Genomic DNA, 17,823 nt, shown 5'->3' with positions numbered 1-17,823 from the left:
CTATGCGCTGATGGGCCCACTTATCGCAAGGACTGCACACCAAATGTTCGCCCAGACATCTTGCCCCTGAGGATCACTCCTCCAACTGCAGCAGCTTTGCTTTTGCAGTGCCACCCGCGCCGGGATCTGTGGCGCTTGCGTTTTCTTTGTGTCCGTTTTTGACTCCGAGGTTGTTCCATGCCTGCTCAAAAGTCCGCGAAGCCACTCAAGTCCGCTCCAGGCACTGCCGCAAAAGCTGTCTCCAAAACCGCTGCCAAAGCACCGGCCAAAGCCGCACCCGCCAGGGCTGCTGCCGCCGCCCCTGCCCCGGCTGCCAAGAAAGTGAAAAACGTGCCCGTGAAAAGTTCTGCCGAGTTGATCAAAGCTGCCGATGAATTGCTGAAAAAGAAGCCTGCCCGCGCTGCGGCGGCCCCGTCCGACGGCGACGAAGCCCCCAAAAAGCGCCCTGGCCGCCCCGCCAAGGCGGCCGGCACCGCCGAGGCCAAGGCCCCGGCCAAGCGCGGTCGCAAGCCCAAGGCGGGTGCCAGCGAAGCCAGCGGTGACGACGCAGACCTGTCCGACATCGAAGCCGACCTCGAAGGCGAAGTCGAGCCAGAAGCAGAAGCCGCCACCCCCACGGCCGAGAAGGTCAAGCCCCTGCGCATGAAGATCAGCAAGGCGAAAGAACGCGCCTTGATGAAGGAATTCGGCCTGGACGAAACCGTCCTGTCGGAAGAAGACATGGCCAAGCGCCGTGCGCGCCTGAAGACCCTGATCAAGCTGGGCAAGACGCGCGGCTACCTCACGCACGTTGAAATCTCCGACCACTTGCCCGACAAGCTGGTCGATGCCGAAACCCTCGAAGCCGTCATCACCACGCTGAACGACCTGGGCGTGGCGGTGTACGAGCAGACGCCCGATGCCGAGGCGCTGATCATCACCGACAACGCCCCCGCCGGCGCCACCGAGGAAGAAGCCGAAGAAGCCGCCGAAGCCGCCCTGTCCACCGTGGACAGCGAATTCGGCCGCACCACCGACCCCGTGCGCATGTACATGCGCGAAATGGGCACGGTCGAGCTGCTCACGCGCGAAGGCGAAATCGAAATCGCCAAGCGCATCGAAGGCGGCCTGATGGCCATGATGGAGGCGATCAGCGCATCGCCCGCCACCATTGCCGAGATCCTGAACATGGGCGAGGAAATCCGCGAGGGCAAGGTCGTCATTTCGACCATCGTGGACGGTTTCTCCAACCCCAACGAGGCCGACGACTATGTGGCCGAAGAAGACTTCGACGAATTCGACGAAGCCGACGATGACGACGGCAAGGGCGGCTCCAAGGCACTGACCAAAAAGCTCGAAGAACTCAAGAAGCAGGCGCTGGAGCGCTTTGACAAGCTGCGCGAGCTGTTCGAGACAGTCCACAAGATCTACGACAAGGAAGGCTACGGCACGCCCGCCTACGTGAAGGCCCAGGCCGCCCTGTCGGAAGAGCTGATGACCATCCGCTTCACGGCCAAGACCATCGAGAAGCTGTGCGACATGGTGCGCGGCCAGGTCGATGATGTGCGCAAGAAAGAGCGCGAGCTGCGCCGCATCATCGTGGACAAGTGCGGCATGCCCCAGGAAACCTTCATCAAGGACTTTCCGCCCAACCTGCTCAACCTCAAGTGGGTGGAAAAGCAGGCTGCGGCCGGCAAGCCCTGGTCGGCCATCATGGCGCGCAACATTCCGCCCATCCAGGATCTGCAGCAAAAGCTGACCGACCTGCAATCGCGCGTGGTCGTGCCGCTGGCCGAGCTCAAAGGCATCAACAAGCGCATGAACGAGGGTGAATCGACCTCGCGCGATGCCAAGAAGGAAATGATCGAGGCCAACCTGCGCCTCGTGATCTCCATCGCCAAGAAGTACACGAACCGTGGCCTGCAGTTCCTCGACCTGATCCAGGAAGGCAACATCGGCCTGATGAAAGCGGTGGACAAGTTCGAATACCGCCGCGGCTACAAGTTCTCGACCTATGCAACGTGGTGGATCCGCCAGGCCATCACAAGGAGCATTGCCGACCAGGCGCGCACCATCCGCATCCCGGTGCACATGATCGAAACCATCAACAAGATGAACCGCATCAGCCGCCAGCACTTGCAGGAGTTCGGCTTTGAGCCCGATGCGTCCATCCTGGCGGCCAAGATGGAGATCCCCGAGGACAAGATCCGCAAGATCATGAAGATCGCCAAAGAGCCGATCTCGATGGAAACGCCCATCGGCGACGATGACGACAGCCACCTGGGCGATTTCATCGAGGACGGTGCCAACACCGCCCCCATCGAAGCCGCCATGCAGGCCGGCCTGCGCGACGTGGTCAAGGACATCCTCGACGGCCTCACGCCCCGCGAAGCCAAGGTGCTGCGCATGCGCTTTGGCATCGAGATGACCAGCGACCACACGCTGGAAGAAGTGGGCAAGCAGTTTGACGTGACCCGCGAGCGCATCCGCCAGATCGAAGCCAAGGCGCTGCGCAAGCTCAAGCACCCCAGCCGCTCGGACAAGCTGCGCAGCTTTATCGATTCGCTGTAAACCGCATCGCTCGGCCCCTGGCAACAGGGCCTGCCGCAGGCGCCCCAGCCACCCTCACGGTGCTGGGGCGTCGTGCTTTGGGGGAGACACGATGGAGCTCGGTTCTGTCAAAAAATTGCGCGAAATAGGCCTCAAGCGCTTGATGGATAAGCGCGACATGCTATTTAAAAATGAGCATTCAGTCCAGCTTGAGCCCGGCCTGCTTCACCAGCCGGGCCATGCGGCTGGCTTCGCTGCGAAAGAAGGCAGCCGTGGCATCGGGCGGCGGGCTTTGCAACGGGTAGCCCTGTGCCAGCAATGTTCTTGAACACACTGGGGTTGACCACATGGTTGCTGGAGACCATGCCGAGCACCAAGCCGTCCTGGGGCGCCTTGTCTCCATCGTTGTCATTGGGTCGTTGTTCCATGGGCGCCGTGCGAAGCCCCCAAACCGGAGCGCTCAGAGGCTGAGCGTTTTTCGGCCGTGCCCGAAAGGCGCGTCAAAACGCGCCGGGTCTAGGCGCAAAACACAGCCATAGCTCGGGCTATGGCGAGTATTTGCAACGACGAGCCGGTGTGTTTTGGCGTGCAAGGCGGGCATGGATCAAAGACTCTCAGCCTCTCAGGCCACGGCGCCTTGCGCCTGCAGGGCCTGCACCTGCTCAAGGCTGTAGCCCAGCTGCTCCATGAGTTCGGCGGTGTGCTGGCCCAGCACCGGGGGCTGCAGCCGCACACCCAGCCGCTGGCCATCCATGCGCAAGGGGAACAGCGTGGTGCGCGCGGTCTGGCCGGCGCGCTCGCCATCGGGCAGCGTGATGTCGGCCAGGCCGCCGGTGGCGTTGAGGTGCGGGTCGTCAAACAGCTGCTCGGGCCGCAGGATGGGTGCAAAGGGCAAGCCATTTTTCTCGAAGATAGCGGCCAGCTCGGCAGCGCTGTGACGGGCCAGCCGCTGGCGCAGTTCGGGCAGCATCGTGGCCCGCGCGCGCACCCGGTCGTTGTTGGTGGCCAGCAGCGGGTCGGCCTTGAGGTCGGCATAGCCCATGGCATCGCAGAAGGTGATCCACTGCGCATCGCTCACAGCGGCCAGAAAAATCTGCTCGCCATCCTTCACACTGAACACGTCGTACAGCGCCCAGGACGAGATGCGGTCGGGCATGGGCGCGGCGGGCTGGCCGGTGACGGCGAACTGCATCATGTGCTGGCCCACCAGAAACACGTTGTTCTCGAACAGGGCCGAATCCACCTCTTGCCCGCGCCCGGTGATGCCGCGCTGCATCAGTGCCGCCATGGCCCCGATGGCGCCAAACATGCCGCCCATGATGTCGTTCACGCTGGTGCCCGCGCGCAGCGGGTCGCCGGGGCGGCCGGTCATGTAGGCCAGGCCGCCCATCATCTGCACCACCTCGTCGAGCGCGGTGCGGTGCTCGTAGGGGCCGGGCAGAAAACCGGTGTGGTTCACATAGATCAGGCGCGGATTGAGCGGGCTGAGCGCGGCGTAGTCGAGGCCGTATTTGCCCATCACGCCGGGTTTGAAGTTCTGCGCCACCACGTCGGCCGAGGCTGCCAGCCGGCGCGCCACCTCCAGCCCATCGGGGCTGCGCAGGTCGAGCGCAATGCTCTTCTTGTTGCGGTTGAACATGGGGAAAAAGCCCGCGCCTGCGCCCAGCAGGTGGCGCGTGCGGTCGCCATCCACCGGTTCGACCTTGATGACTTCGGCCCCCAGATCGGCCAGCACCATGCCGCAGGTAGGGCCCATGACCATGTGGGTGAACTCGACCACGCGCAAGCCCGCCAGGGGCAAGGGGCGCGATGCGGGATCGGGGGTGGCAGAAGAATCGGGGGCAAAAGAAGCAGGGGCAGAAGTCATGGGGCTCACGATAAGGGATTCAGAGGGGCCAAGCTGCCACGCCAGCGGGCACACAGGCAGCAGCGGCCGCCTGCGGTTTGGGCAAGCCGGCCTGCCACAGCGTGCCATGCAGGGTTTCACCGGCCAGCCAGCCGGCCACGCGCTGGCGCAGGGCCAGCAGCGCGGGCACATCAAGGCCGGTGTGGACGCCCATGCGTTCGAGCATGAAGACCAGGTCTTCGATAGCCACGTTGCCACTGGCGCCGGGGGCATGCGGGCAGCCGCCAATGCCGGCCAGACAGGCATCGAAGCGCTCGATGCCGGTCTGCCAGGCCGCATAGGCATTGGCCAGCCCCATGCCACGGGTGTCGTGAAAGTGGGCGCACCACAGGCACTCACCCACCAGGGCGCGGGCTTTTTCAAACAGGCTCTGCACGCTGGCCGGGTCGGCATAACCCACGGTGTCAGCCAGGCTCACGCGGTCGGCGCCGGCGTCGAGCAAGGCCTGCATCAGGCGCAGCACCTCGCTCTCGGCCACTTCGCCTTGCAGCGTGCAGCCAAAGGCCGTGCCCACACCGCCCTCGATCAGGGTCTTGCGACCCAAGGCGTCGCGCTGGGCACGGATGCGCGCCACCTCGGCCACTACCTCGTCGGGCGTCTTGCGCAAGTTGGCCAGGCTGTGGGCGTGGCTGGCCGACAGCGGCACGATCATCAAGTCGGCCCCGCACTCCAACGCCCGCTCGGCGCCCTTGAAGTTGGGCACCAGCACCGAGGCGAACAACCCAGGCAGGGTTTTCGCATGGGCCAGCACCTCGGCGGTGTCGGCCAGCTGCGGCAGCAGACGCGCGGGCACGAACGAGCCCACCTCGATCTCGCGCTGGCCAGCGGCGTAGGCCGCATCGATCCATTCCAGTTTGCGCTCGGTGGGCAGCGCGGTGGCAATGCTCTGCAAGCCGTCGCGCAAACCGACCTCGCGGACAACAGCCCGCGAGGGGCCGCGAACCAATGGCGGGGGGGATGACGGGGCGTGGCTCACGGAATGTCTCCAGGGTGCGTTTGCCCGATTTTAGAAATTCCCGCGCGAAGTGGCCGAGCCTTTTGCCCTGACGGCGCCGGTACGCATCGTCCCCCTGAGCGATGCCTGGGCCCAGCGGCGCTTTGCCGTGTGCTTTCGCAGCAGCCATGCGCTACCGCCCTGCGCGCGGCTGCTGGTGGACCACCTGGCACGCGCCGGTCTGCCTGCTGGCGGCTGAGACGTGTTCACGGTCTGAGTAGCGCCAGCTGGCACAGCCCTGGGGAACCCCGAAAAAATGCCTCTTGCAGGCACTGATGGGTGCGCTGAAAGTGCCCTTCCCGACATCCATCGCGTTCGTGGCCCGCATGCAACACTTTGAATTGATTTAGGGCTTTTTAAGAGTCAGGCGCATGTGTACCGTGCCTTAAGAGCTACCAAACTTGTAGCAAAACAGGTTCCGCGCTATAGTCGCAGCGCCCCTCGGACATGGTGCCTGTGGCGCCACCCCGAACTTTGACCCAACACTCGCGCGAGGAGAAGCATCCATGAGCTCCAAAGAAAATGCCGCCATCAACCAGCTGTTTGAACGGCTCGAATGCCGTTACGCACTGCGCGTGCTCTGGGCCCTGCGCGATGGCCATCCCCAGACCTTCCGGCTGCTGCAAGACAGCGTCGGCGGCATCACACCCAACACGCTGAACACCCGCATCAAGGAATTGCGCGAGGCCGGCTTTGTCGACCATGGCAGTGACGGCTACACCGTCACCCCCTCGGGCTCCGACCTGCTCAAGCGCCTGAGCGACGTGCAAGCTTTCGCCACACGCTGGGTGGCTGGCCGCGCCAAGAAATAAAAAGCGGCACGCCGTGCCTGCACCGGCCCCGCCCGGGATGCCGGATAAAATCTTTATCTAAATAGCTTCTAGCGCGCTACAGTAAAGCGCCAGAAGCTATATTTTTAATAGCAATCAAGGAATTCCCATGGCATTGACCACCACCGCATCCGGCCTGCAATACGAAGACACCAACGTGGGCGATGGCGCTGAAGCCACCAAGGGCAGCCAGGTAACGGTGCATTACACCGGCTGGCTCTACAACAACGGCGAACAAGGCGCCAAGTTCGACTCCAGCCACGATCGCAACGACCCCTTCGCTTTCTCGCTGGGCGCTGGCATGGTCATCAAGGGCTGGGACGAAGGTGTGCAAGGCATGAAGATCGGCGGCCAGCGCACCCTGATCATCCCGGCGGCATTGGGCTATGGCGCGCGCGGCGCCGGTGGCGTGATTCCCCCGAACGCCACGCTGAAGTTCGATGTGGAATTGCTGGGCGTGCGCTGAAACAGCACCCCACCCTTCCTTTTCAGCAAGCGGCCTGCGGGGCCGCTTTTTTGTTTTTTGATCCCGCCTGGTTGAAACCAGGCCAGCGGGCCAGCCAAGAAATACAGCGTCAGCTGAACAAGGCCTTTTCCAGTCGGGCGAATTTGGCATCGCCCACGGCATCCCTGATCTTCGGGGCCAAGGCCGCGAGGTCGTCAAAACTACCCGCACCTTCCAGGGCCAGATTCAGGCGAAAGCCACGCAGACCCAAGCCAGAGGTCAGCTCGGTGGCGATGAGATAGGCGCTCTGGTAGCGCTCCACGTCCGACCGACCGCTGATCTCTTCCGACAGCTCCAGCGACGACAAACCATCACCCCCACCCGTTGACAAGCGCGCAGCAGTCTGCCCGGCAGCAGGCGCCAGCAAACCCTGCACCAGCATGGCCTGCACGTCGTCCTGCGTGATCCCCATCGCAGCGGTGGCTGCAAGCACTTCGGCGGTCGATCGTTTGCCATCAAACAGAATGAATGCCGTACGCTGGCGGGACGTCAACCCCCGTTGCCGATCCTTGAGCGCCTCTTGTCCGGCTTGCGTCTTGACCAGTAACATGTTCCTACTCCAAAAGTGGGAGCTACGCGGCACCAGCGGTGTACGCAACTTTTCGAAACAGTCTCGCAGGTATGCCGGGCGCTGGGTATTCGGGTTTTTCCACATCACCCAAGTCAGAACGCCTTGACAAACCTGCCGTGGCCAGCCGGTCACTCCTTCACCGAGCCAACGCAGCAGGCGCTCACATCTCGGAGCGCACCCGGGGCAGCGCGGGCGCCGGCCGGGTGATGCGGCTCACCACGGCGGCCACGATCAGCCCCACCGGCACTCCGAACACCCCTGCAGAAATGGGCTGAATGCCGAACCACAGGCCATCCGCCAGCAGCCAGCCCGCCCAGGCGCGCAAGACCGGCGTATGGGAAAGCATGTAGTACACCGCAACGCCCAGCCCCGCCAGCATGCCCGCCACGGCCCCCTGGCGCGTGGTGCCGCGCCAGAAAATGCCCAGCACCATCACCGGCACAAAGGCCGACGCGGCGAGGGAAAACGACGCCGACACCAGCGGCAAAATCTCGGCCGGCTTGAGCGCGGCCACGAATGCCGCCGCCAGCGCCACGGCCAGCAAGGTGAACTTGGTCAGAATCACGCGCTGCTCGGGCGACGCCTCCCGCGGACCACCGCGGTAATAGAGGTCGCGCACCAGCGCATTGCTGATGGTCAGCAGCAGCCCGTCGGCCGTGGACAACGCCGCCGCCAGCCCGCCCGCGGCCACCAGTCCCGAGACCACGTAAGGCAAGCCCCCCAGCTCTGGCGTGGCCAGCATGATGAGGTCGGCGCCCAAGCGGATCTCGCCAAACTGCACCAGGCCGTCGCCATTCACATCCTCCACCGACAGCAGCGAGGCGTCCACCCGGGCCCATTGGGCCATCCAGTGGGGCAGGTTCTCGAAACTGCTGCCCACCAGGTTCTGCATGACCTCGAACTTCACCAGCACCGCCAGCGCCGGCGCGCTGAGGTACAGCAAGGCGATGAAAAACAGCGACCACGCCACCGAAGACCGCGCCGCAGCCACCGAGGGTGCGGTGTAGTAACGGGTCAGCAGATGCGGCAGCCCCGCCGTGCCCACCATCAGGCAGAACATGAGCGCCAGAAAATTGCGCCGCGTCAGCTCGTACTCCTGCCGCTCATGGGGCGTGCCGTCAGGGTTGCCTGCGAAGGCCTGGCTGTGCAGCGGCAGGCCGCCCAGGGGCTTGGCTCGTTCGTAGTTCTCGCGCATTTCGCGCGTCCAGCGCTCGCGTGCGGATGCCGCATCCCTGGGCAGCGCAACCAGCTCGCGGCTGGCGGAAACGATGAGGCCCACATCGGCATTCTGGGCGCGCAGAGTGCGGACGCGTTCGCGCCCCTTCTCGCGCTCGCGTTCGAGTGCGCCTTCCACGTCCTGCAGGCGCGCCTCATAGTCCTGAGCGCGCCGCAGGTAGGCCCCCACCACCTGGTGCTCTGCCGGCGAATCGAGCAAATGCTCTTCCAGATCGGCAATTTTGCTCAGTTGCGTGCCATAAACCAGGGGCGCCAGCGGATTGCCCAGCTGTTTGTAGGCCAGCCACGACACCGGAATCAGAAACGCCAGCAGCAGCACCACATACTGCGCCACCTGCGTCCAGGTGATCGCGCGCATGCCCCCGAGGAACGAGCACAGCAGCACGCCGCCCAGCCCCAGCATGATGCCGATCTCGAACTGCACACCGGTCAGACGGGACGCAATCAGGCCCACGCCATAGATCTGGGCCACCACATAGGTGAAGGAGCACAGCACCGCCGCCAGCGCGGCAATGATGCGCGGCCAGCGTCCGCCAAAGCGCACATGAAAGAAGTCTGGCACCGTGTAGAGACCCATGGCACGCAGATGCGGGGCGATCAGCATCGCCACGAGGCAAAAGCCGCCGGTCCAGCCCAGCAGGTAGGCCAGCCCGCCGGCCTGCCCACGGGCGCCAGAAAAACCCTGCAGATACAGCGCACCCGACAGGCTGATGAACGAGGCCGCGCTCATCCAGTCGGCTGCCGCCGCCATGCCGTTGTACATGGGCGGAATGCGGCGCCCCGCCACGTAATACTCTTCAGGATCGGTGGTGCGGCCATACACACCGATACCGGCATAGACCATCACCGTGAGAAACAGAAAGATCGGGCCGATCCAGTGCCGCGACAGCCCCTGCTGCTCGGCCCAGGCCATCAGTGCCAGAAACGCCACCACCCCCACCACATAAAGGGCAAAGATGCGGTGCAGGCGCCAAAGGTAGGCCTGGTCATCCGTTCCGTGGCCAGCAGCCCCGGGCTCAGCCATGGGGTTGGGCCTGTGCGGTGGCCAGCGCAGCAGTCGCCCGTGCGGCATCCTGGCGTTCAAACCGGTTCATGGCCCAGCAGTAGGCCACCACGATGGCAATGAACATCAACATGGCTCCCTGGGCGGCGATCCAGTAACCCAGGGGCCAGCCCGCCACGACGAACGCTTGCAGATCGCGGGCAAAGAACATGGCCACAAAAGACACCAGCGCCCACACCAGCAGTAGCCCCGCCTTGAGCCAGAGGTGGCGCACATCGTGCAGGTCGGGCGGGAAGGGGCCCGCCAGTTCGGGCTCGTGGTTTTTTGTCAGGGGCCGCATCCAGGGTGCTCACTACCGTGGGTTGGACAAGGGCGGCCCCTGCGCACTCAGCGTGCGAGTTGCTGCCAGGTGGCGATCACGCTGTCGGGATTGAGCGAAATCGACGAGATGCCTTCCTTGGCCAGCCACTGCGCAAAGTCAGGGTGGTCGCTGGGGCCCTGGCCGCAGATGCCGATGTACTTGCCCTGGGCCAGGCAGGCCTTGATGGCCTGGTGGATCAGTGCTTCCACGGCCGGGTCGCGCTCGTCAAAGTCTTGCGCCAGCAGCTCCAGGCCCGAGTCGCGGTCCAGGCCCAGGGTGAGCTGGGTCAGGTCGTTGGAGCCGATCGAGAAGCCGTCGAAGAACTCCAGAAAGCGCTCGGCCAGGATGGCGTTGCTGGGCACTTCGCACATCATGATGACCTTGAGATCGTCCTTGCCACGCTGCAGGCCGTGCTGGGCCAGCAGCTTGGTCACGCGCTCGGCCTGGCCCAGCGTGCGCACAAAGGGCACCATCACCTGCACGTTGGTCAGGCCCATGTCGTTGCGCACGCGCTTCAAAGCCTCGCACTCCATGGCAAAGGCTTCGCCGAAGTCTGCGCTGATGTAGCGCGCCGCGCCGCGAAAGCCCAGCATCGGGTTTTCTTCCTCGGGCTCGTAGCGGCTGCCGCCAATCAGCTTGCGGTATTCATTGCTCTTGAAGTCCGACAGGCGCACGATGACGGGCTTGGGCCAGAAGGCGGCGGCGATGGTGGCCACGCCTTCGGCGACCTTGTCCACGTAAAAAGCGCGCGGGCTTGCATGGCCGCGGGCCACCGATTCCACGGCCTTTTTCAGGTCGTTGTCGATGTTCGGATAATCGAGGATCGCCTTGGGGTGCACACCAATGTTGTTGTTGATGATGAACTCGAGCCGCGCCAGGCCCACGCCCTCGTTGGGCAGCTGGGCAAAGTCAAACGCCAGCTGGGGGTTGCCCACGTTCATCATGATCTTGGTTTGGATGGCGGGCATCTCGCCGCGCTGCACCTCGGTGACCTCGGTTTCGAGCAGGCCGTCGTAGATGCGGCCGGTGTCGCCTTCAGAGCAGCTTACCGTGACCAAGGTGCCGTCTTTCAGGCGCTCGGTCGCGTCGCCACAGCCCACCACCGCCGGAATGCCCAGCTCGCGCGCAATGATGGCGGCGTGGCAGGTGCGGCCACCGCGGTTGGTGACGATGGCGCTGGCGCGCTTCATCACGGGCTCCCAGTTGGGGTCGGTCATGTCGGTCACCAGCACATCGCCGGGCTGCACCTTGTCCATCTCGCTGATGTTGTGCACGATGCGGACCGGGCCGGTGCCGATCTTCTGGCCAATGGCACGGCCTTCGGCCAGCACGGCGCCATGGCCCTTGAGCTTGTAGCGCAACTCGGCCTGGCCCTTGGCCTGGCTCTTCACCGTTTCGGGGCGCGCCTGCAGGATGTAAAGCTGGCCGTCGGTGCCGTCCTTGCCCCACTCGATGTCCATGGGGCGGCCATAGTGCTGCTCGATCACCACGGCATAGTGCGCCAGCAGCTCGACATCGGCATCGGTGAGCGAATAGCGGTTGCGCTGCTCGGTGGGCACGTCGATGGTCTTGATGAGCTTGCCGGTCTGCGCCTTTTCCTCGGGCGTCGCAAACACCATCTGGATCAGCTTGGAGCCCAGGTTGCGGCGGATCACCGACTTTTTGCCCAGCTTGAGCATGGGCTTGTGCACATAGAACTCGTCAGGGTTCACGGCGCCCTGCACCACGGTTTCGCCCAGGCCGTAGCTGCTGGTGATGAACACCACGTCTTCAAAGCCCGATTCGGTGTCGATGGTGAACATCACGCCGGCCGCGCCCAGGTCGGAGCGCACCATGCGCTGCACGCCGGCCGACAGGGCCACCACGTCGTGCGCAAAACCCTTGTGCACGCGGTAGCTGATGGCGCGGTCGTTGTAGAGGCTGGCAAAAACCTCCTTCATTTTGTGCAGCACTTCGTCGATGCCATGCACGTTCAAAAAGGTTTCCTGCTGGCCGGCAAAAGATGCGTCGGGCAAATCTTCCGCCGTGGCGGACGAGCGCACGGCAAAGCTGGCTTCGGGGTTGCCTTCGGACAGGGTGGCAAAGGCTTCGGCTATGGCCTTTTGCAGGTCGGCCGGGAAAGGCTGGGCCTCGACCATGGCACGGATCTCGGCGCCCACGGTGGCCAGGGCACGCACGTCTTCGGTGTCGAGCGCGGCCAGCTTGGCGCTGATCCGGTCGGCCAGGCCCTCAAAGGCCAAAAATTCGCGGAACGCGTGGGCCGTGGTGGCAAAGCCCGTGGGCACGCGCACGCCGTGCGGCAGCTGCGAGATCATTTCGCCGAGGGAGGCGTTTTTGCCGCCTACCGCCTCGACGTCGGTCATTCTCAGGTTTTCAAACGGAACGACCAGGGCGGTCGGGCTGAAAAGTGCAGACATGGGAAAGCTCCAGAAGTTAAAACCGGGTCTGCGCGCCCGCCCGAGAGGAGCAAGGGGCGAGCGGCCATGCACGGGCTGCAGCTTTGTGGTTGTGGTTGTAGGCCGACCGGGTGCATGGTGAGAATTGGATAATTGACACAATTGTAGGCTTGCCGCTGTAGCGACAGGCACACGCTCTTGAAAAGGCCCCCATGCACTCACGCACCGTATTCTTTGTGTCAGACGGCACCGGCATCACCGCCGAAACCTTCGGCAACGCCATCCTGGCCCAGTTCGAACTGGCACCGCGGCGCGTTCGCCTGCCGTTCGTGGACACCGAGGACAAGGCCCACCAGGCCGTGCGCCAGATCAACCACACCGCCGAGCTGGAGGGCAAGAAACCCATCGTTTTCACCACGCTGGTGAACATGGAGGTACTCAAGGTCATCCAGGAGGGCTGCAAAGGCATGCTGCTCGACATGTTTGGCACCTTCGTGCACCCGCTGGAACAAGAGCTGGGGGTCAAGTCGCACCACCGGGTTGGTCGTTTCAGCGACGTGAGCCGCAGCAAGGAATACACCGACCGCATCGAGGCCATCAATTTCAGCCTGGCGCACGACGATGGTCAAAGCCATCGTGACCTGGCGGGCGCCGACGTGATCCTGGTCGGCGTAAGCCGCAGCGGCAAGACCCCCACCAGCCTCTACCTGGCCATGCAGCATGGCCTCAAAGCCGCCAACTACCCGCTGATCCCCGAAGACTTCGACCGCCGCCAGCTGCCACCCGCACTGATGGAGTTTCGAAAAAAGATTTTTGGCCTGACGATCAGCCCTGAGCGGCTGTCCGAGATCCGCACCGAACGCCGGCCCGACTCACGCTACGCCAGCCTGCAGAACTGCCGCCACGAAGTGGCCGAAGCCGAGGCCATGATGCGCCGCGCGGGCATCCGCTGGCTGTCCACCACCACCAAATCCATCGAAGAAATCGCCACCACCATCCTGCAGGAGCTGCAGCCGGACCGGCTGGTGTATTGATGCATTTGCACCTCGGAGGGGCGCCGGCTGACGAGGGGGCGTGGTGCGAAAAAACAGCTTGCTGCGCGTGTGAGGCGCCCCCTGTGAAAACTCTGGAGAATTTGGATCGAATTCGGCCCTAGCCAAAATCCTTTAAGCGTCACCAGCTATCAATAGAGGAGCATTTTTAATACTCCGCGCCTGCTCCTGACGCAGCGTTATTGCGAAATCAGGTGATGAGGGTGACATGTTGGTCAATCGGCTGTAGCGCTGCTTTCGACCCAAATCAAGCGTTGCCGGATGTGGAACTGCTTTGGGAAAGCGCGCTCTACTTCAACCGCACCTCGACGTGGACGAAGCCTGTGGAGTCCGCCGTGTCGGCTACCTCAACAAACGGCTGAGCGCGTACAAGCTCATTGAGTTTCTTGAACCCATAGTTCCGAGGATCAAACGAACTGTGTGTTTTGCCAATCAGACTACCTACCGTGGCCAGGCGCGACCACCCGCTCTCTCGAGCGGTCTCGCGGATCGCATGCGAAAGTAGCTCCTTCAAGTCAGGCACATCTGGTAACTGCAGTGCGGGCGCTGCAGCGCCTGTCGGCTTCTTCAGAACCTCAAAGAATATGAACTTGTCGCATGCTGCAATGAATGGCTCTGGTGTTTTTCGTTCACCAAGACCGAAAACCGTCTTACCGGCCTCGCGCAACCGAGTCGCTAGCCTCGTGAAATCACTGTCGCTCGAAACCAAGCAAAACCCATCCACATTTCCTCCATACAACAAATCCATCGCGTCGATGATGAATGCCGAGTCCGTCGAGTTCTTGCCAGTGGTGTAAGAAAACTGCTGCACAGGCTGGATCGCATGGCGATGAAGGCATGCTTTCCACCCCACCAAATTCTGAGTGGTCCAGTCGCCGAAAGCTCGCTTCACAGTGGCCGTCCCGTACTTCGCCACTTCCTCTAGCAACTCCTTCGCCACGGTCGCAGAAGCGTTGTCGGCGTCAATGAGCACCGCTAGCCGTGGAGCATCTGAATTCGCCAAGTCTGTTTACCTCCGAGTTGCAAGTGCATGATTAGCAAGCCTGAGCTCGCAGAAGACAAATTATGCTTGGTACTTTCCGTGGAAACGAATTCCGCTTCTGGCCGAAACCTAGCCTTTTCTGAATACAAAACAAAAGCGGCGGAGCTGCTTTCCACAGCCCCGCCGCTTTCAATTTGATAGCTGCTAGCGCTTGTTCTATAAGCGCTATCGCCCTATTTGGCTTAAAAAATCAAGCCGCTACGCCGCTGCGGATCAGGTGATCAAACGCGCTCAGCGCGGCCGTGGCGCCGGCGCCGGCGGCAATCACGATCTGCTTGTAGGGCACGGTGGTGCAGTCGCCGGCAGCAAACACGCCGGGCACGTTGGTGTGGCCCTTGGCGTCGATCTCGATCTCGCCAAACTTGCTCAGCGCCACCGTGCCCTTGAGCCAGTCGGTGTTGGGCACCAGGCCGATCTGCACGAACACGCCTTCCAGGGGCACCAGGTGCTCTTGGCCCGTGGCGCGGTCCTTGAACTTCATGCCGTTCACCTTGCCGTCGGCACCGGTGATTTCGGTGGTCTGCGCGTTGGTGTGGATGGTGACGTTGGGCAGGCTCTTGAGCTTGCTCACCAGCACGGCGTCGGCCTTGAGCTGGTCGGCAAACTCCACCAGCGTGACGTGCTGCACCACACCGGCCAGGTCAATAGCGGCCTCAACACCCGAGTTGCCGCCGCCGATGACCGACACGCGCTTGCCCTTGAACAGCGGGCCGTCGCAATGGGGGCAATAGGCCACGCCCTTGTTCTTGTACTCGGCTTCGCCGGGCACATTCACATTGCGCCAGCGCGCGCCGGTGGACAGGATCACGCTCTTGGACTTGAGCGAGCCGCCGTTGGCCAGCTTCACCTCGATCAGGCCGCCAGGTTCGGTGGCGGGAACCAGCGCTTCAGCGCGCTGCAGGTTCATGATGTCCACGTCGTAGGCGCGGGTGTGGGCTTCGAGGGCGGCGGCAAACTTGGGGCCATCCGTCTCCAGCACCGAGATGTAGTTTTCGATACCCAGGGTGTCGTTGACCTGGCCGCCAAAGCGCTCGGCGGCCACGCCGGTGCGGATGCCCTTGCGGGCGGCATACACGGCAGCGGCAGCGCCTGCGGGGCCGCCACCGATGATGAGTACGTCAAAAGCGTCTTTGGCGCTGAGCTTGGCGGCCTCTTTGGCGGCGGCGCCGGTGTCCAGCTTGGCAACGATTTCTTCGAGCAACATGCGGCCCGAGCCGAACACTTCGCCGTTCAGGAACACCATGGGCACGGCCATGACTTCGCGGCGGTTCACTTCCTCCTGGAAGGCGCCGCCTTCGATCACCGTGGTCTTGATGCGCGGGTTGCGGATGGCCATGAGGCTCAGCGCCTGCACCACGTCGGGGCAGTTGTGGCAGCTCAGGCTCATGTAGACCTCGAAGTTGAAATCGCCTTCGAGCGCGTCGATCTGGTCCAGAACGTCCTGTTCGGCCTTGGGCGGATGGCCGCCCGTCCAGAGCAGTGCCAGCACGAGGGACGTGAACTCATGGCCCAGCGGCAGGCCGGCAAAACGCAACTGGCTGGTGCTGCCCACGCGCTGCAGCGTGAACGAGGGCTTGCGCGCGTCGTTGCCATCGGTGCGCAGGGTGATCTTGTCACTGCGCAGCGACTGGATGGTTTGCAACAGGTCCAGCATTTCGCGGGCGGTGTCGCTGTCGTCCAGGGATGCCACCAGCTCGAACGGCTGCTGCACGCGTTCCAGGTATGCCGAAAGTTGGGTCTTGAGTTGTTCGTCGAGCATGGTGGTGTCCTTGTAGATTCGAGTTGTGTGGGATGGGTGCTGTGGGCGCTTTTGACGCAGTCAGCACAAAAAAAGCAGGCGTAAAAAAGCCGGACGGCATGGCGCGGGCGCCACAGCGTGGTCCGGCTTGGGAGCGCCTGGAGGGCGCTCCGCCGTATGACGGCTTTGCGGCTTAGATCTTGCCGACCAGGTCCAGCGAGGGAGCGATGGTCTTGGAGCCTTCGTTCCACTTGGCGGGGCACACTTCGCCAGGGTGAGCGGCGGTGTACTGGGCAGCCTTGAGCTTGCGCAGGGTTTCCTTCACGTCGCGGGCGATTTCGTTGGAATGCACTTCCATGGTCTTGATCACGCCATCGGGGTTGATGATGAAGGTGCCGCGCAGTGCAAGGCCTTCCTCGTCGATGTGCACGTCAAAGGCGCGGGTCAGCTGGTGCGTTGGGTCGCCAACCAGTGGGAACTTGGCCTTGCCCACGGCAGGAGACGTTTCGTGCCAGACCTTGTGCGAGAAATGCGTGTCGGTGGTGACGATGTAGACCTCGGTATTGGCCTTCTGGAACTCGGGGTAGTTGTCGGCAGCGTCTTCCACTTCGGTGGGGCAGTTGAAGGTGAAGGCGGCGGGCATGAAGATCACCACGGACCACTTGCCCTTGAGGGACTGTTCCGTCACTTCGATGAATTTGCCGTTGTGGAAAGCCTGGGTCTTGAAAGGCTGAACTTGCGTGTTGATCAGGGACATTGCTGTTTCCTTTGTGGTTGGTTGACTGAACAGGACTGAAGTTTAGGCTTTTCAAACCAATCAATCCAATTAATTGAATTCATTGAATCAATTGAACATTACTATTTTATGACAAGGCCGCAGACCCGCTTCGCCGCCTGGCACCAGCCCGCAAGGGCTTGCGTTGCGCAAGCGGTGTGGGGCAACGACAATCACAGCCGAACCAACACACCAAGGAATCCACCATGAAGGGTGACGCACAAGTCATTGGCCATCTGCAGGCCCAACTCAAGAACGAACTCACGGCCATCAACCAGTACTTTTTGCACTACCGCATGCTCAAGCACTGGGGCTTCGACAAGCTGGCCAAGAAGGAATATTCCGAGTCGATCGGCGAGATGAAGCACGCCGACTGGCTGATGGACCGCATCTTCATGCTCGACGGCCTGCCCAACCTGCAGGACCTGGCCAAGATCCAGGTGGGTGAAGACGTGCCCGAGATCCTGGCATGCGACCTGCGCGCCGAACAAGGCGCCCAGGCCACCATCAAAGACGGCATTGCCCACTGCGAAACCGTGCGCGACTATGTCTCGCGCGATCTGCTGCAAAAGATTCTGGACGACACCGAGGAGCACATCGACTTCCTCGAAACCCAGATCGACCTGATCGCCAAGGTGGGGCTGCAGAACTACCTGCAGTCGCAGATGGGCGAAGTGGAGTAACCCTAGAAACGGCAATTGACCGCTTTGCATCCTTGGCAAAGCCGCATGAAATCGACGCTGGATGGCTTCGATGGCGCTCACCGGGTGGATGAGAGCGCTATGCACCTGCCGTTTCTAACGGTAACGCGGCGACTGCATGACTGATGCGGCGCGTCGATTTTTAAGTGTTTTAGGCCTCTAGCGCATACACAGCAAGCGCCAG

16 protein-coding genes are annotated in these 17,823 nt (G+C 62.8%); 6 read left to right on the top strand and 10 right to left on the bottom strand.

The genetic code is table 11. From position 1 onward, the window contains the following. Positions 1 to 177: 177 nt before the first annotated feature. Positions 178 to 2,550: an RNA polymerase sigma factor RpoD gene (gene rpoD / locus CCX87_RS06070; RefSeq protein WP_087744623.1), complete on the top strand. Its 2,373-nt coding sequence runs from the start codon at positions 178 to 180 to the stop codon at positions 2,548 to 2,550. Positions 2,551 to 2,728: 178 nt separating this feature from the next. On the opposite strand, the gene CCX87_RS20730 is transcribed toward rpoD, so the two are convergent. The 3 genes from CCX87_RS20730 to CCX87_RS06060 all read right to left on the bottom strand — a co-directional run bounded on the left by CCX87_RS20730 (position 2,729) and on the right by CCX87_RS06060 (position 5,411). Next, entirely contained in the window at positions 2,729 to 2,878 is a 150-nt protein-coding gene (locus CCX87_RS20730; protein ID WP_232476494.1) for a hypothetical protein, read from the bottom strand. A gap of 273 nt (positions 2,879 to 3,151) precedes the next feature. Beyond that, positions 3,152 to 4,396: a CaiB/BaiF CoA transferase family protein gene (locus tag CCX87_RS06065; protein WP_087744621.1), complete on the bottom strand. Its 1,245-nt coding sequence runs from the start codon at positions 4,394 to 4,396 to the stop codon at positions 3,152 to 3,154. 19 nt (positions 4,397 to 4,415) lie between these two features. After that, entirely contained in the window at positions 4,416 to 5,411 is a 996-nt protein-coding gene (locus CCX87_RS06060) for a hydroxymethylglutaryl-CoA lyase (RefSeq protein WP_232476493.1), read from the bottom strand. 49 nt (positions 5,412 to 5,460) lie between these two features. Here CCX87_RS06060 and CCX87_RS06055 point away from each other — a divergent pair, with 49 nt between their 5' ends. From CCX87_RS06055 to CCX87_RS06045, 3 genes are all read left to right on the top strand, one after another. Continuing rightward, positions 5,461 to 5,628: a hypothetical protein gene (locus tag CCX87_RS06055; protein WP_369825286.1), complete on the top strand. Its 168-nt coding sequence runs from the start codon at positions 5,461 to 5,463 to the stop codon at positions 5,626 to 5,628. A gap of 307 nt (positions 5,629 to 5,935) precedes the next feature. Next, a complete protein-coding gene (locus CCX87_RS06050; protein ID WP_005796313.1) occupies positions 5,936 to 6,241 on the top strand; it encodes a winged helix-turn-helix transcriptional regulator in 306 nt (101 codons plus the stop codon). Between the two features lie 127 nt (positions 6,242 to 6,368). Continuing rightward, the gene (locus CCX87_RS06045) at positions 6,369 to 6,725 is read left to right on the top strand and encodes an FKBP-type peptidyl-prolyl cis-trans isomerase (RefSeq protein ID WP_087744617.1); all 357 of its coding nucleotides are present in this window, start codon (positions 6,369 to 6,371) and stop codon (positions 6,723 to 6,725) included. A gap of 109 nt (positions 6,726 to 6,834) precedes the next feature. Here CCX87_RS06045 and CCX87_RS06040 read toward each other — a convergent pair whose 3' ends face one another. The 4 genes from CCX87_RS06040 to ppsA form a co-directional block, all read right to left on the bottom strand. Continuing rightward, a complete protein-coding gene (locus CCX87_RS06040; protein WP_087744614.1) occupies positions 6,835 to 7,314 on the bottom strand; it encodes a hypothetical protein in 480 nt (159 codons plus the stop codon). Between the two features lie 181 nt (positions 7,315 to 7,495). Next, complete coding sequence (locus tag CCX87_RS06035; RefSeq protein WP_087744612.1) at positions 7,496 to 9,595, bottom strand: VC_2705 family sodium/solute symporter; 2,100 nt, start codon at positions 9,593 to 9,595, stop codon at positions 7,496 to 7,498. After that, on the bottom strand, positions 9,588 to 9,914 hold the full coding sequence (locus CCX87_RS06030) for a DUF4212 domain-containing protein (protein ID WP_087744610.1): 327 nt from the start codon (positions 9,912 to 9,914) through the stop codon (positions 9,588 to 9,590). Before CCX87_RS06030 ends, CCX87_RS06035 begins: the two co-directional genes overlap by 8 nt. Before the next feature lie 47 nt (positions 9,915 to 9,961). Continuing rightward, entirely contained in the window at positions 9,962 to 12,352 is a 2,391-nt protein-coding gene (ppsA, locus tag CCX87_RS06025) for a phosphoenolpyruvate synthase (RefSeq protein WP_087744608.1), read from the bottom strand. Positions 12,353 to 12,543: 191 nt separating this feature from the next. On the opposite strand from ppsA, the gene ppsR reads away from it, so the two are divergent. Next, positions 12,544 to 13,365, top strand: coding sequence for a posphoenolpyruvate synthetase regulatory kinase/phosphorylase PpsR (ppsR, locus tag CCX87_RS06020; RefSeq protein WP_087744606.1), 822 nt, complete (start codon positions 12,544 to 12,546; stop codon positions 13,363 to 13,365). Positions 13,366 to 13,672: 307 nt separating this feature from the next. Here the strand turns inward: ppsR and CCX87_RS06015 are convergent, their stop codons facing one another. From CCX87_RS06015 to ahpC, 3 genes are all read right to left on the bottom strand, one after another. Then, positions 13,673 to 14,386 (bottom strand): NYN domain-containing protein, encoded by a 714-nt coding sequence (locus CCX87_RS06015; protein WP_087744604.1) that lies wholly within the window; start codon positions 14,384 to 14,386, stop codon positions 13,673 to 13,675. 229 nt (positions 14,387 to 14,615) lie between these two features. Beyond that, entirely contained in the window at positions 14,616 to 16,184 is a 1,569-nt protein-coding gene (ahpF, locus tag CCX87_RS06010; protein ID WP_087744601.1) for an alkyl hydroperoxide reductase subunit F, read from the bottom strand. Between the two features lie 172 nt (positions 16,185 to 16,356). Then, a complete protein-coding gene (gene ahpC, locus CCX87_RS06005; protein WP_087744599.1) occupies positions 16,357 to 16,920 on the bottom strand; it encodes an alkyl hydroperoxide reductase subunit C in 564 nt (187 codons plus the stop codon). A gap of 224 nt (positions 16,921 to 17,144) precedes the next feature. Here ahpC and bfr point away from each other — a divergent pair, with 224 nt between their 5' ends. Continuing rightward, on the top strand, positions 17,145 to 17,621 hold the full coding sequence (bfr, locus tag CCX87_RS06000) for a bacterioferritin (protein WP_087744597.1): 477 nt from the start codon (positions 17,145 to 17,147) through the stop codon (positions 17,619 to 17,621). The last annotated feature ends 202 nt before the right edge of the window (positions 17,622 to 17,823 follow it).

It is taken from the genome of Acidovorax sp. T1, assembly GCF_002176815.1.
Lineage (GTDB): Bacteria > Pseudomonadota > Gammaproteobacteria > Burkholderiales > Burkholderiaceae_C > Acidovorax.
Note: the sequence above shows the minus strand (reverse complement) of the source record. Positions and strands in the feature narration are given on the sequence as shown.

Bases quoted from the DNA above. Each gene is read 5' to 3' on its own strand.
- rpoD (WP_087744623.1), top strand. From the start codon at position 178: ATGCCTGCTCAAAAGTCCGCGAAGCCACTCAAGTCCGCTCCAGGCACT.
- CCX87_RS20730 (WP_232476494.1), bottom strand. From the start codon at position 2,878: ATGTGGTCAACCCCAGTGTGTTCAAGAACATTGCTGGCACAGGGCTAC.
- CCX87_RS06065 (WP_087744621.1), bottom strand. From the start codon at position 4,396: ATGACTTCTGCCCCTGCTTCTTTTGCCCCCGATTCTTCTGCCACCCCC.
- CCX87_RS06050 (WP_005796313.1), top strand. From the start codon at position 5,936: ATGAGCTCCAAAGAAAATGCCGCCATCAACCAGCTGTTTGAACGGCTC.
- CCX87_RS06045 (WP_087744617.1), top strand. From the start codon at position 6,369: ATGGCATTGACCACCACCGCATCCGGCCTGCAATACGAAGACACCAAC.
- CCX87_RS06040 (WP_087744614.1), bottom strand. From the start codon at position 7,314: ATGTTACTGGTCAAGACGCAAGCCGGACAAGAGGCGCTCAAGGATCGG.
- CCX87_RS06035 (WP_087744612.1), bottom strand. From the start codon at position 9,595: ATGGCTGAGCCCGGGGCTGCTGGCCACGGAACGGATGACCAGGCCTAC.
- CCX87_RS06030 (WP_087744610.1), bottom strand. From the start codon at position 9,914: ATGCGGCCCCTGACAAAAAACCACGAGCCCGAACTGGCGGGCCCCTTC.
- ppsA (WP_087744608.1), bottom strand. From the start codon at position 12,352: ATGTCTGCACTTTTCAGCCCGACCGCCCTGGTCGTTCCGTTTGAAAAC.
- ppsR (WP_087744606.1), top strand. From the start codon at position 12,544: ATGCACTCACGCACCGTATTCTTTGTGTCAGACGGCACCGGCATCACC.
- ahpF (WP_087744601.1), bottom strand. From the start codon at position 16,184: ATGCTCGACGAACAACTCAAGACCCAACTTTCGGCATACCTGGAACGC.
- ahpC (WP_087744599.1), bottom strand. From the start codon at position 16,920: ATGTCCCTGATCAACACGCAAGTTCAGCCTTTCAAGACCCAGGCTTTC.
- bfr (WP_087744597.1), top strand. From the start codon at position 17,145: ATGAAGGGTGACGCACAAGTCATTGGCCATCTGCAGGCCCAACTCAAG.